This is a genomic window from Dolichospermum circinale AWQC131C (assembly GCF_000426905.1).
Taxonomy (GTDB): domain Bacteria; phylum Cyanobacteriota; class Cyanobacteriia; order Cyanobacteriales; family Nostocaceae; genus Dolichospermum; species Dolichospermum circinale.
In genome coordinates this window covers 69,869-82,501 of the sequence record NZ_KE384596.1, presented here as the reverse complement: position 1 = coordinate 82,501, position 12,633 = coordinate 69,869, and the positions used below count along the sequence as shown (strand labels likewise).

Here is a 12,633-nt window from a genome sequence, read left to right as displayed (position 1 = left end):
TACCCTTGATAATACTACTATACTTAAATATGTAAAGTTTTGTAACGACATTCAACATTTCTGGGGAGGGATATTTTGCGTAAGTCCTGTCTAGAAATGATCGCGGGCAAGATGCCCGCACTACATTAAAATACGCGATGTTGTAAAGATGGCATTTGTCTGCGTACTTGTTCTAATCGAGTAGGTTTAATTTCGGCGATCGCTATTCCCGGTTTTTCGCCGGCATCTGCTAAAATTACACCCCAGGGGTCTATAATCATAGCGTGTCCATGGGTTTGGCGACGGTGATAATTAGTACCAGTTTGAGCGGGGGCGATCACATAGCAGGTATTTTCTATTGCCCTAGATTGTAATAATACTTGCCAATGGTCTTTCCCTGTAAAAGCCGTAAAAGCAGCGGGTATAAATAAGATATCTGCACCATGACTGGATAAATGGCGATATAATTCAGGGAAACGGACATCATAACAAATAGACAGGCCAATTTTGCCCAAATCAGGGGAAGAATAGACAGAAGGTAATTGTTGTCCAGCTTTGACGGTACTTGATTCTTGATAAGTGTTACCATCAGGGACATTGACATCAAATAGGTGTACTTTTTGGTAACGGGCGAGTTCTTGACCGTTAGGACTGACAAGTAAAGCTGTATTATAGACCTTACCATTACCATTTACAGGGATAGGGAAGCCGCCGCCGAGAATGGTAACTTGAAAACGTTGTGCCATTTGGTGAAGAAATGTTTCCGTGGCTTGGGCGATCGCACTTCCTTGTGCTATTTTATCTTTTTCTTCACCCATAAAAGAGAAATTTTCTGGTAAACCCACCAATTCCGCACCTTGACGCACGGCCAGATCAATTAATTCTTCTGCTTGGTCCAAATTTTTTTGTAAATCCGGTACACTGGTCATTTGAATAGCGGCGGCTAAATAAGACTTCATAGATTCAAGAACAAACGGTAGATTGAAACAATACAGATATTCAATAAGTAGGTTAGCGTCAAAAATTGTCGTTATGACAAGAGGGAAGAGGATGGGGTAAATTGTATTTTTTAGATACTGTGGTTTTTTGTGCCTCTCTACTCATATCTTTATATCATCTTTATTATCATATTAGTTTGAACAATTTACAACACCTATCCTCCGCATTCACCCAATGGTTTAAAATCTAGTTCACAGATGATATTTTTTATTATTAGTGACAGCAAACTCAAAGCTGGATATTATGCCAGATAGTATTACAGACTGGGATTACGGTTAATCCAAATCCCTCTCATTCCTGCTGCTTTAGCACCTTGATAGTCATCCCTGATACTGTCGCCAATGTGCCATGCGTCTTCCGGGGAACAATTGTGCTTTTTTAAAGCGATTTTAAAAATTTCTGGATCTGGTTTAGCTGCGTGGACTTGAGTAGAAATGGTGACAGAGGTGAAATATTCTTTTAGACCCAAACCTTGTAATACTAAATATAAACGAGAATCAAAATTAGATAAAACACCTAATTCAACCCCTAAGTGTCGCCAGTTCATTAAAGCTAAGAGAACATCAGGATAAACATACCAAGGTTCAGGAGTACCAAAGTGAATATAAAGTTCACTAAAAAAAGCGGAAAAATCAGTAAAATCTTTGAGAACACCCGCACCTTCAAAAGTATTTAAAGCAATAATGCGCCACCAATCATATTCGCGTTGGGGAATATCTTTAATATCTGTGTTAGGAAATATAGGTGGTGGTGCGGCCTTAAAGCTTTTAATAAAGTTTTGATCTAAAATTTGGGCGGAAACTTCCACACCAAATTCCTGGGCGATTTGTCCGTAAATTTCACCTATACTAGTTTTAACACCAAACAATGTACCTACAGCATCTAGAAAAATAACTTTGGGTTTTTTCATAACAATTAATATCTAAGTAGATTGGCGTTAAAAATTGTCGTTATGACAAGGGAACAGGGAACAGGGAACAGGGAACAGGTTATAGGGAATAGGTTACAGGGAATAGGTTACAGGGAACAGGTTATAGGGAATAGGTTACAGGGAACAGGTTTTGGGCGACTTTACTTTTCGTTACTTGTGTCGGTTTTTTTCGTTCACCTACTTAAGTTCTCGGTCGTGGCCAAATACACAGCAATCATATCTGAATTTGTTTCATATCTCCAACTTTTGAGAAGTTGGGGATATGAATTTATTAGCGATAAATGGCTTGTATTATAGGGCTAAATAACCAATTAAAACCGACTTTCAACTGATGATTTAATGTAGGTAAACGATACAGATAAGCGAGACGACGGGCTAAATACGCAAAAGAACCGTCTAATTGCACACCTAAACCTGTCAGGGTGGCGTTATCTACTCCCAAAGCCATCATTTCACCTAAGGGTTGATAGCGGAAGGGAAGAAGAGGACGATTGGTAATAGTAGCCCAAATGTTCCAGGCGGTATAATCGGCTTGTTGAAATGCAACTTGGGCTGTTGCGGGGACTTGTTTTCCTTCTGCGTCGAGACAGTCTGCTAAATCTCCTAACGCGAAGATTTCAGGATGTTCCAGAACTTGTAATTGGGGTGTGGTGGTAATTTGTCCGCGCTGATTTTGCTTGAGGGGTAAACTTTTCACCACTGGGGAAACCTTTGTTCCTATTGTCCAAATTACCAAATCTACGGGAATGGTGTCTACTTGACTTTTATACTCCAAAGAGATACTATTTTTCTCAATGGCGACTACTTTGGTTTCTAAGTCAATAAATACGCCTTTGCTATCTAAGGCTTTTTTAGCGGCTTCACGGTTAAATTCTGGAGAAGTTCGTAAAATTTGATCACCGATTTCAATCAGGCGAAAACGTCCCTTTTGGCCAATTCTATCTGCTAATTTACAAGCTAATTCTACCCCACTGTAACCCCCACCAACTATGGCGACACGAATTTTTTCTAGGTTTTTTGCTTCTAAAATTCGCAGCCGTTCTTCCAATCGGTAAGCATCAGTAATAGTACGGAATGGGTAGGCATTGTCAGTAGCACCAGGAACTAAATCTAAAAGGGTTTCGCCACCTAATGCTAATACTAAGCGGTCATAATTGAGTTCTGATTGATTTGCTAATTGGACTGTTTGCTGGTTAATATCTATGGCGGAAACAGTGGATTGGTAAAATTGAATACCTGTTCCTTCGAGTAATTCAGAGTAAGGTGGGGCTATTTCCCAAGTTTGGAGTTCTCTGGTCAGGAGTTCGTAAAGTAGGGGAGAAAAGACAAAGCGATCGCTTTGATCTACTAAAATAATTTCAGGTTTTGGTGTAGATTCCCAGGGTAATTGGCTTAAGCGTAGCGCGGTATAGAGGCCACCAAAGCCACCACCGAGTATACAAATTTTTGTAGTTGATTGAGTCATAATTTTTTTAGCAACTAAATTCCAGTCAGATATTTATTTTAGTGTAACGATTTATTGCGTTCTCTTGCCATTAGCCAACAATCCTGATATTTACCTTCATGTAGATGATGACCTGATAAAAGCTTGACTTTGACAAAACCACATTTTTCATAACAGCGAATAGCGCGGAAATTTTTCACATTAGGATCAATAACGATTTTAGCAGCTTTTAGGCGATTAAAAAGATAATTTATAGCAGATAAAAGGACTTTTGTACCAATTCCCTGATTCCAATATTGAGTTTCACCAATAAATAAGTCAATACCATAAACATTATTAGTGTTTTCTAGACAATACATTTGTTTAATATTTTCTGATAATTTATTTAAATCATAATATTGTAAATAGCCAATTTGCAAATTTTGATATGAGAAAATACAGGGAATTAAAGGTTCTTCTCCTTTAATTCTAGTTTGATAGGTTGCGATAACTTTTTCTAAATCAAAAGGATCATCTCTACCACCATAAAATTGTAATACTTTTTCATCACTACGCCATTTTTCCATTAATTGGTAATCATAGATATCATCTTTCATGGGACGAATAGTAATTTGGTCTTTGGTGATTAACATGAAAATTAAATACTTCTCATTATAAACTACATAGTCGCTAGTACAAATTCTCCTTCATTAACAGAGTTATTTATTGATATATCATAAACCAACCCTGTTTTCTCGGCATAAATATGAATAGTTGCGGGTAATTCAGCGATTTTATTGAAAGTGAGAACCTCATATAATAAATCTCCCTGATTAACTAAAGTACCTAATTTAGCTTTAGATAAAATCATTCCTCCTACAGGACTCCAGTATTTTTTAATTTGACTGAGTGAACGAAAACTGATTTGATGGGATTTAGTTTCTGGTTGGGTTAAAGCCTGTATTTCTAAAATGCCTTTTTGAGTTAAATAATTTTTAATTCCGCGCACTCCTTTAGATACTGAATCTGGATTCATTTGCATTCCAGTTCCTAATTCTAAAGTCCATGCTTCTATATCAAATCTGATTTTTTTGCCGGTTAATTTTAACAAAGCATCCTCTAAAGCCAACCAAGGTTTGATAAATGATTCATCAAAAGCATCACCATCATATTCATCAAATAGAATACCATAATCAAGGAGAAATAACTTAGCACTATCTTCTCGATTTCGGAAACAATAAAGATATTCTATTCCTTCTCCAGTGTGACTATGTAAATCAATTACGTAGTCTGCATCTAAATAAAGAGATTGCAACTTATAGCGATATTTATCAGTTAGTTGTACACTACTAGGGGAATTTATTGTTTCTAAAAGACTATCAAAACTAGATTTAATTTTTTGAAAGAAATTAGACTTAATAGTATCTATATCTAAATCAATTTGAGTACAGGCAAATTCTTCTATATGATCATGTTCTTTTTCATAATCCCAAAAAATTCTATTCCAATTTTTACTATCATAAATATTGAATCTACCAGTGGAAAAGTGATGATTTCGCTGGTTAACAGCCAAAGGATTACAAACAGGAACAAGCCAAATTTCTCCTATTAGCTGAGTATTGTCTAGTGTGATTAAGAAATCAATAAGTTGATAAATAACAGCATTACCGACAATTTCTGCACCATGTAAATTAGATTGTATATATACCTTTTTACCTGATTTAGCACCAAAAAACTTATATATCTGGAGAGAAAGAAAGTCACCAGAAGCAAGTTGAAAAAGAGGAATTGTGGAAACAATGGGAATCATAAATAAAATCCAATAGTCGCTAAAAAACTTATTTTAATTATGTCAACACCCCTTCAGATTTAATCAGGACTTACGCAAAATATCTCTCAAATCCTAATTTCTCCGTGACCTCTGTGCCTGGAGTGGTTCGTTATTTCATGAATCTTGCGTAAGTCCTATTAATTTTATATTTTGACCCAGTTTAAATGCTGAAGGGGTGAGTGAACCTAGACAAAACCTATCTTGTCAATAACCGCCGTCGTAAATTGTCTAAAGACGCATTGGCACTAACATAACGAATTAAAGAGCGTCCGCGAATCGCTCCCAAACGATGTTCAAAACTTATGACTTGATCTCCAGGACCTGCTAACCCGATGTATACTAAACCCACTGGTTTGTCTTCTGTCCCTCCAGTCGGTCCAGCAATTCCCGTAATACTTAACCCCCAAGTAGTTGAAAGACGATTTTTAATACCAATAGCCATTTGTTCGGCTACAGTCGCACTCACAGCGCCAAATTTATCTAAATCTTCTGGGTTGACTCCTAATAATCCAACTTTTACTGAATTATCATAAGCAATTACACCACCCCAAAAGTAATCAGAACTACCAGGAATTTCTGTTAACATTTGCCCTAGTCCGCCACCAGTGCAAGATTCTGCTACTGATAGTGTTTCCTGGGAAGACCGTAACAAATTACCAACTACGGAAGCCAAAGTGTCATCATCAGCACCGTAATAATCTAAGCCAGCAATTTCTATCAGTTGTTTTTCCACTGGTACAATTAAAGCCTGGGCTGCTGTTGGGTCGGTGGCTTTAGCGGAAATTCTTAATCTGACTTCTCCCTTGCCTGCATAGGGCGCTACTGTGGGATTAGTTAGGTCAAAGTAAGCAGCCACTTTTTCGGCTAAAGCTGATTCTCCAATGCCCCAAAACCTTAAACTGCGGCTGTAAATAATTTCTTTTCCCCAACCTTGACTTTTAAGAAAAGGTACGGCTGTTTCTGACCACATTCGATACATTTCACTGGGAACACCGGGGAATGTAAAAATAGTTAATCCAGTGTGAGGTTGCCAAATAATACCAGGTGCTGTGCCAGTGGGGTTAGGTAGAATTTCCGCACCTTGGGGAATTAAGGCCTGTTTGCGATTATTGGGAGACATGACTCGTCCCCGTTGAGCAAATTTCTCTGCTATATCTTCGACGATATCGGCTCGTTCTACTAAAGGAGCGCCAAAAAAATCAGCGATAGTTTCACAGGTGAGATCATCGGGTGTCGGTCCTAAACCACCTGTAAAAATGAGAATTTGCACTCTAGAAGCAGCAATTTCGATAACTTGCTTGAGTCTATCTGGATTATCCCCTACTACTGTTTGATAGTAGTGGGGAATGCCTAGTTTTGCTAATTCTTGAGCAAGATATTGGGCGTTGCTATTCAGAATATCTCCTAGTAGCATTTCTGTACCAACACAAATAATTTCTGCACTCATGATAGTTCTTGATGATGTGAATAAACTTAAGTAAGTATTTGATCTAACTGGAAATTTGTAGCGGCGTGAATGGCGGTTAAAATTGCATTGTTGATAGCTAAATCCTTTGTTGATAAGATAATATTTTCTGACATGGTACGTTGAGCAATGACAGCACAAACAGCCGCCGCCACAAAATTATATACACCTGCCATTTTAAATAACATTCCCGATTCCATTTCATAATTGAAAATATTTAATCGGCGATATTCTTCAGTAATTCTCTCAAGAGAACGTATTAAATAGGGATTAGCTGAATTAGTCCGTTCTTGTCCTTCATAAAAGGTATCAACTGAGGCGGTAATTCCCAAATGATGCTCAATTTTTAATTCTTGTGCTGCTTTGACTAAAGCCACGGTCAAGAAAGGATCTGCTATGGCTGGATACTCTACAGGTGCGATATCATTAGCTGCTCCTTGACGACACAAAGCCCCCTTACTAATAACAATACTCCCTACGGATATATGGGGTTGAATTGAGCCACAAGTACCAATACGAATTATTTGTCGAATACCTACTTGCACTAATTCATTAACTACAATACTCAAGGAAGGCGCACCCATTCCACTAGTAGCAGATAAAATCTTTTTTCCATTGGGTAAATAGCCTAAATAGCTATGGAGTCCACGATTTTCTGATAATATACGTACGTCCTGTAAATAGGTTTGGGCGATGAAATTAGCCCGCTGGGGATCACCTGATAATAAAGCAATTTCGGGAGGAAATTTGCCTAAATCTTCTTGGCTAAAACCGATATGATATAGCATTTTATTATCCATATTTTTGGAGGTTTTTTACTGCATTCTATCAATTGTCCGATATTGAATTGCTTCTGCTACATGGTGGGGTTTAAGATTTTCATCTCCTGCTAAATCTGCTATAGTGCGTGCTACTTTTAAAATGCGATCGCTTGCTCTTGCGGATAAACCTAATTTCCTAATTGCAGCTTCTAATAAATTACGACTAGGATCATCTAATTTACACCATTTTTGCAGATGACGACTTTGCATTTGGGCATTACATTGTAAATTTCCTTCTTCTTGAAAGCGAATTAGAGAAAGTTCTCTGGCTTTTTCGACTCTTTGGGCTACAGATTTTGATGTTTCTCCTGTTGGTTGTTGGGTTATTTCCTCTGGTTTCAAACGATTTACTGCGACTTGTAAATCAATTCTATCCATTAATGGTCCAGACAATTTTGCCCAGTATTGTTCTCGTTGTCGAGGTGAACAAGTACAGGCTTGAATTGTATCACCATAATAACCACAAGGACAGGGATTTGTACTAGCTACTAATGTAAATTGAGCGGGAAAAGTGACAGATTGCTTAGTTCTAGAAATTGTCACATAACCATCTTCTAAAGGTTGACGTAAAAACTCTAAAACGTCTCTTTTAAATTCGGTTAATTCATCTAGAAAAAGTACACCTCTATGGGATAATGAAATTTCACCAGGACGGGGAAAAGTACCACCACCAACTAAGGAAGGACCAGAGGCAGAATGGTGGGGACTTCTAAAAGGACGATCTTTTACTAAAGAACCACGATTTTTTAATAATCCAGCTACAGAATGAATGCGTGTAACTTCTAAGGATTCGGAAAAACTTAAAGGTGGTAAAATTCCCGATAAGCGCCTCGCTAACATTGTTTTTCCACTTCCAGGTGGTCCAACAAAAATCAAATTATGTCCTCCGGCTGCGGCAATTTCTAAGGCTCTTCTAGCATGAGCTTGTCCTTTGACATCTTGTAAATCTGCTAAATTTAAAGATGTTTCTGAGGAGATTTCTAGGCTTTGCTTAAACTGTACAGGTTTGTAATTTTTGGGATGATTTAATAAGTCTACTACATCAGCAATATGTTGGCAACCATAAACTGATAAACCTTCAACAACAGCCGCCTCTTGAGCATTATCAACGGGAACAATAATACCGGAAATTCCCATTTTTTTTGCCGTTGCAGCAATAGGTAAAACACCAGCAACAGGACGCAAACTACCATCTAAAGAAACTTCTCCTAAGAATAAAAAATCTCCTAACAAATCAGCGTTAACCTGTTCAGAAGCTGCTAAAATTCCTATACTAATTGGTAAATCAAAAGCAGGTCCTTCCTTTCGTAAATCCGCCGGAGTTAGGTTAATGACAATTTTCCGCATGGGAAAGGCAAAACCGGCATTTTTTAAGGTGGCTTTTACTCGTTCTTTAGATTCTTGAATGGCTGAATCTGGTAAACCTAAAATCACAATTCCCGGTAAACCCCCAGAAACATCAACTTCCACTCCCACCTTAACCGCGTCAATTCCAACAATAGATGCACTCCAAACTCTAGCCAGCATTTTTTACATATCAATAAACTTTATCAATATCAAAGCAGATTTTTAGGTAAATTAACAATGGGTGAAATCACTTAATAAGATTGTTAATATAACAATAGCACATAAAGATACAGATGGCTTATGGTTCAAGCATCAACAAAATTATTAACCTGTGGAGAATTTATCTATGGTAACAACCCCCGCTATGAACTTGCACAGGGAGAAGTGATTGACATCGAACCAACTGGACCACGTGAAGTCGTTGGTGGTAAACTGGCAATTAAACTGGGTATTGCTATTATTCATGGTGAACTTCCCTGGTTTATACCGCGCACCAGTCCAATTTGTCCTTTTGCAGAAACAGCAAAAATATCGGTTAGGTGAGTTTATTAAATTGACTCTTTTACCTTCGCTGCAACTGGGTTTAGATAATATTATGCTGCGAAATTGTATAACTTTTAGTTAGGATATTCTAAATATGAGAAAAATAATTTTTTTTAATATCGCTTGGATGAAATATTATCAAGGAGTGACTAGGGAAGACGCGCCTAAAAACGGTGGCAACTTTATTGAGCAAAATGAGTATGGCCATGAAATTTTTAATTTTCTAACGTTCAATGATTGTATGTATGGTTATGTTCAACCTAGCGGTACAGGTAACTATTTAGAACGTCAAATCAACATTGACAGGTTAAATGCACCAAAACAAGATTTAGTTGATGATATTTTATCTGTTTGGGTAGCAAAAAATCCAGAGAAAGGTGGTACTTGGGTGATAGGTTGGTATGAAAATTCAACTGTTTATCGAAATTATCAGGAAGCACCGCCTAACTCTAATAGAATTTTTAAAAATACCAATTTTGGTTATCGTGTTACAGCAAAATCAGAAGGTTGTGTATGCTTACCTTTTGAGAAAAGAACCCTACAAGTTCCCAGAGGAAAACAAGTTGAAGGTGGTATAGGACAGTCAAATATTTGGTATGCAGATAGCCAACAAAAAAAGATTTTAGAGTTTCGTCAAGAAGTAGAAAATTTAATCCAACAGCATTGCAATTCAGACACCACAAAACTAAATACAATTCAGCAGGAACTTGATCAAGATTTTTCTAACGCTATCAATTTAGAAGACGCAAGAGAGCGAATTTTAACATCTATAGTTCGTCGTCAAGGACAATCTCAATTTCGGCAAAAACTTCTCCAAGCCTACAAAGGTAAATGTGTTATTTCTGGTTGTAATGTAGAAGAAGCTTTAGAAGCAGCACACATTACTCCCTATTTTGGAGAACAAACAAATGTTACTTCTAATGGATTATTGTTAAGATCCGATCTGCATACTCTATTTGATCTGAGGCTAATTACTCTTGATCCAAAAACTAAGCAAGTTTTAATTGCACCTAAATTAATGCAAACACAATATCAGGAATTTTTTCAAAAGGAAATTACACTTCCTGAAAACCAGACTGATATACCTGATGAAAAGGCATTAGCAAAACACTATACAGAATGTCAATGGACAAAATCAAAATAAAATCATCCATAGAGGCACAATATCAAGCCAGACTTGAGGATAAAGATAAAGTCATTAATTAGTTAATTTCTAGAGGTAAAGTTTCTATTTATTATCAAGGTAATTCCCAATTTGCAAGAGCAATTGTGGATGATCAAACGGTCAATGCTCAACAAATAGGCAGGGAGACACAGAATTAGGTAAAATAAATATAAACTTTAGATATTTTTAACCTAATTCTGTTACAAAGTAATTTACAAAGCTACAACTAACTATCACAAATTTTCTATCACAAGTCTTAACTCCTCTAACCTGTCAACGGTGAGAATCGAGCGTTGAATTGTTTTTAGCGTCTCAAGATCAGATATTTCTGATATTTTCGGCATGAATTTTAATCCTTCATTGCCAAATTTTACTTCTAAACATAACTCAATGCTAGAGAGTCTGTCTTTTCTTTCTCCTTGTTGTTCACCTTGTTGCATTCCCTGTTGCATTCCCTGTTGCATTCCCTGTTGCATTCCTTGTTGCAATATTTCCTGATACCAAGGTGATTCCCGTAAAACTGTCATATCCCACCTCATAATTTCTTGAACTAAGGAACTATCTAACACAAACGTAGCAAAAAAAGCGAGAACTGTTTCTAATTGATTTAATTGTTCATCAGCTTGCAATAAACGCAATGCTTCCCGAATTATAGATTCATCTTCACCACCTTTGAGAATCGGTACAAAAGGCAATAGAGACGTTAAAGGTCGTTCTAAGGCAATTTTAACATCTACTTCCCACAGGTTAATTACACGGTAATCTTGACGCACTTTTAACCCCGCAAGATTAGACTCATATCGGGTTGGGATTTCAGCATCACCTGTCTTTAGAATGTTAATTAATACAGGATATATGGGTAATTTATATTTTTCTTCAGCTAATCCTGTATAAGCTCGCATTCTTCGCGGCATTTCTGGTTTATATCGCAATTGTAATTCATTGAGAACCAGAAAATTTCCGTACTCTTTACTTTTAGCGCGGATAAGTACATCACTTTCTCTACTAATCCATTGAAACTCAGAATTGAGAATTTCCCCAGCAACCACATCCGGGATTTGTGTTACCCATTTAACCCAATTGTTGGGTGCGAGGCTAATTAAGCGTTTGGTACTAACATCAGCAGGTTTGGACATAGAGCTATAAATAGATGCACTGACTAAATAACAGCTTAACTTTTGATCGTCTATTCTAACCATCGCTTAAAATCTTGAGCAGATGAGTAAGTAAAACTGCATGAGTCAGAACACAGAAACGATTTTCAGTAAAATCATTCGTAAAGAAATTCCCGCGCATATTGTTTATGAAGACGATTTAGCCCTGGCCTTTACAGATGTTAACCCCCAAGCACCAGTTCACATCCTTGTTATCCCCAAAAAACCCATAGTTAACCTAGCCACTGCTGAACCTGAAGATCAAGCTCTCTTGGGACATCTTCTATTAATAGTGCAAAAGGTGGCAGCACAAGCCGGACTAGAAAACGGTTATCGAGTAGTTATGAATACTGGTGTTGATGGCGGTCAAACAGTCCATCATCTCCATATACATATACTAGGCGGTCGTTCTATGTCTTGGCCTCCTGGTTGATTTTTACATCCAAAATAGTCCAAAACTCCTGTGGGGTGGGCATCCTGCCCGCCCAATTATGACAATAGCTGCTGTAAATCCCATTATTTTAGGAAAACTTCTAAAATAGTCCAAAACTTCTGTGGGGTGGGCATCCTGCCCGCCCAATTATGACAATAACTCCTGTAAATTCCATCATTTTACGAAAACTTCTAAAATAGTCCAGAACTTCTGTGGGGTGGGCATCCTGCCCGCCCAATTATGACAATAGCTGCTGTAAATTCCATCATTTTAGGAAAACTTCTAAAAATAGTCCAAAACTTCTGTGGGGTGGGCATCCTGCCCGCCCAATTATGACAATAGCTGCTGTAAATTTCATCATATCAGAAAAACTAATGATTTTCATAACTAATACTTACTTTAAATATCTTTACAAATTGAAACATAAGGCTTAATATAAATTCATGAGGTAGAAACACCTACCAAAACATACATAACTCAAACGCCATTATAAACACATGACCACAACATTACAGCAGCGCCAAAGCGCTAACGTATGGGAC

12 protein-coding genes are annotated in these 12,633 nt (G+C 37.4%); 3 read left to right on the top strand and 9 right to left on the bottom strand.

All coding sequences use genetic code 11. The features are described 5' to 3' along the window. Positions 1-125: 125 nt before the first annotated feature. The 8 genes from ACIR131C_RS0105265 to ACIR131C_RS0105230 form a co-directional block, all read right to left on the bottom strand. The gene (locus tag ACIR131C_RS0105265; RefSeq protein ID WP_028089353.1) at positions 126-938 is read right to left on the bottom strand and encodes a carbon-nitrogen hydrolase family protein; all 813 of its coding nucleotides are present in this window, start codon (positions 936-938) and stop codon (positions 126-128) included. A gap of 296 nt (positions 939-1,234) precedes the next feature. Further along, the gene (locus tag ACIR131C_RS0105260; RefSeq protein ID WP_028089352.1) at positions 1,235-1,888 is read right to left on the bottom strand and encodes an HAD-IA family hydrolase; all 654 of its coding nucleotides are present in this window, start codon (positions 1,886-1,888) and stop codon (positions 1,235-1,237) included. 292 nt (positions 1,889-2,180) lie between these two features. Continuing rightward, positions 2,181-3,374 carry an NAD(P)/FAD-dependent oxidoreductase gene (locus tag ACIR131C_RS0105255; protein WP_028089351.1) on the bottom strand — a complete coding sequence of 398 codons (1,194 nt, stop codon included), beginning with the start codon at positions 3,372-3,374 and terminating at the stop codon, positions 2,181-2,183. Positions 3,375-3,412: 38 nt separating this feature from the next. Next, positions 3,413-3,985 carry a GNAT family N-acetyltransferase gene (locus tag ACIR131C_RS0105250; RefSeq protein WP_028089350.1) on the bottom strand — a complete coding sequence of 191 codons (573 nt, stop codon included), beginning with the start codon at positions 3,983-3,985 and terminating at the stop codon, positions 3,413-3,415. Positions 3,986-4,011: 26 nt separating this feature from the next. After that, positions 4,012-5,142 carry a M14 family metallopeptidase gene (locus ACIR131C_RS0105245; RefSeq protein ID WP_028089349.1) on the bottom strand — a complete coding sequence of 377 codons (1,131 nt, stop codon included), beginning with the start codon at positions 5,140-5,142 and terminating at the stop codon, positions 4,012-4,014. Positions 5,143-5,359: 217 nt separating this feature from the next. Then, positions 5,360-6,610 carry a competence/damage-inducible protein A gene (locus ACIR131C_RS0105240; protein ID WP_028089348.1) on the bottom strand — a complete coding sequence of 417 codons (1,251 nt, stop codon included), beginning with the start codon at positions 6,608-6,610 and terminating at the stop codon, positions 5,360-5,362. Between the two features lie 26 nt (positions 6,611-6,636). Further along, a complete protein-coding gene (locus ACIR131C_RS0105235) occupies positions 6,637-7,428 on the bottom strand; it encodes a nucleoside phosphorylase (RefSeq protein ID WP_028089347.1) in 792 nt (263 codons plus the stop codon). A 15-nt stretch (positions 7,429-7,443) separates the two neighbouring features. After that, positions 7,444-8,976, bottom strand: a complete 1,533-nt coding sequence (locus tag ACIR131C_RS0105230; protein WP_028089346.1) for a YifB family Mg chelatase-like AAA ATPase — start codon at positions 8,974-8,976, stop codon at positions 7,444-7,446. Positions 8,977-9,096: 120 nt separating this feature from the next. On the opposite strand from ACIR131C_RS0105230, the gene ACIR131C_RS21960 reads away from it, so the two are divergent. Both ACIR131C_RS21960 and ACIR131C_RS23855 read left to right on the top strand, forming a co-directional pair. Continuing rightward, entirely contained in the window at positions 9,097-9,339 is a 243-nt protein-coding gene (locus ACIR131C_RS21960) for a hypothetical protein (protein WP_231395394.1), read from the top strand. A gap of 94 nt (positions 9,340-9,433) precedes the next feature. Further along, complete coding sequence (locus tag ACIR131C_RS23855) at positions 9,434-10,483, top strand: HNH endonuclease (RefSeq protein ID WP_081677160.1); 1,050 nt, start codon at positions 9,434-9,436, stop codon at positions 10,481-10,483. A 254-nt stretch (positions 10,484-10,737) separates the two neighbouring features. Here the strand turns inward: ACIR131C_RS23855 and ACIR131C_RS0105215 are convergent, their stop codons facing one another. Continuing rightward, on the bottom strand, positions 10,738-11,640 hold the full coding sequence (locus ACIR131C_RS0105215) for an RpnC/YadD family protein (RefSeq protein WP_028089345.1): 903 nt from the start codon (positions 11,638-11,640) through the stop codon (positions 10,738-10,740). Positions 11,641-11,740: 100 nt separating this feature from the next. On the opposite strand from ACIR131C_RS0105215, the gene ACIR131C_RS0105210 reads away from it, so the two are divergent. After that, positions 11,741-12,091, top strand: coding sequence for a histidine triad nucleotide-binding protein (locus ACIR131C_RS0105210; RefSeq protein ID WP_028084856.1), 351 nt, complete (start codon positions 11,741-11,743; stop codon positions 12,089-12,091). Positions 12,092-12,633 lie beyond the last annotated feature (542 nt).

What these genes read in the sequence shown, in the direction of transcription:
- ACIR131C_RS0105265 (WP_028089353.1), bottom strand. Translation starts at nt 938, where the DNA reads ATGAAGTCTTATTTAGCCGCCGCTATTCAAATGACCAGTGTACCGGAT.
- ACIR131C_RS0105260 (WP_028089352.1), bottom strand. Translation starts at nt 1,888, where the DNA reads ATGAAAAAACCCAAAGTTATTTTTCTAGATGCTGTAGGTACATTGTTT.
- ACIR131C_RS0105255 (WP_028089351.1), bottom strand. Translation starts at nt 3,374, where the DNA reads ATGACTCAATCAACTACAAAAATTTGTATACTCGGTGGTGGCTTTGGT.
- ACIR131C_RS0105250 (WP_028089350.1), bottom strand. Translation starts at nt 3,985, where the DNA reads ATGTTAATCACCAAAGACCAAATTACTATTCGTCCCATGAAAGATGAT.
- ACIR131C_RS0105245 (WP_028089349.1), bottom strand. Translation starts at nt 5,142, where the DNA reads ATGATTCCCATTGTTTCCACAATTCCTCTTTTTCAACTTGCTTCTGGT.
- ACIR131C_RS0105240 (WP_028089348.1), bottom strand. Translation starts at nt 6,610, where the DNA reads ATGAGTGCAGAAATTATTTGTGTTGGTACAGAAATGCTACTAGGAGAT.
- ACIR131C_RS0105235 (WP_028089347.1), bottom strand. Translation starts at nt 7,428, where the DNA reads ATGGATAATAAAATGCTATATCATATCGGTTTTAGCCAAGAAGATTTA.
- ACIR131C_RS0105230 (WP_028089346.1), bottom strand. Translation starts at nt 8,976, where the DNA reads ATGCTGGCTAGAGTTTGGAGTGCATCTATTGTTGGAATTGACGCGGTT.
- ACIR131C_RS21960 (WP_231395394.1), top strand. Translation starts at nt 9,097, where the DNA reads ATGGTTCAAGCATCAACAAAATTATTAACCTGTGGAGAATTTATCTAT.
- ACIR131C_RS23855 (WP_081677160.1), top strand. Translation starts at nt 9,434, where the DNA reads ATGAGAAAAATAATTTTTTTTAATATCGCTTGGATGAAATATTATCAA.
- ACIR131C_RS0105215 (WP_028089345.1), bottom strand. Translation starts at nt 11,640, where the DNA reads ATGTCCAAACCTGCTGATGTTAGTACCAAACGCTTAATTAGCCTCGCA.
- ACIR131C_RS0105210 (WP_028084856.1), top strand. Translation starts at nt 11,741, where the DNA reads ATGAGTCAGAACACAGAAACGATTTTCAGTAAAATCATTCGTAAAGAA.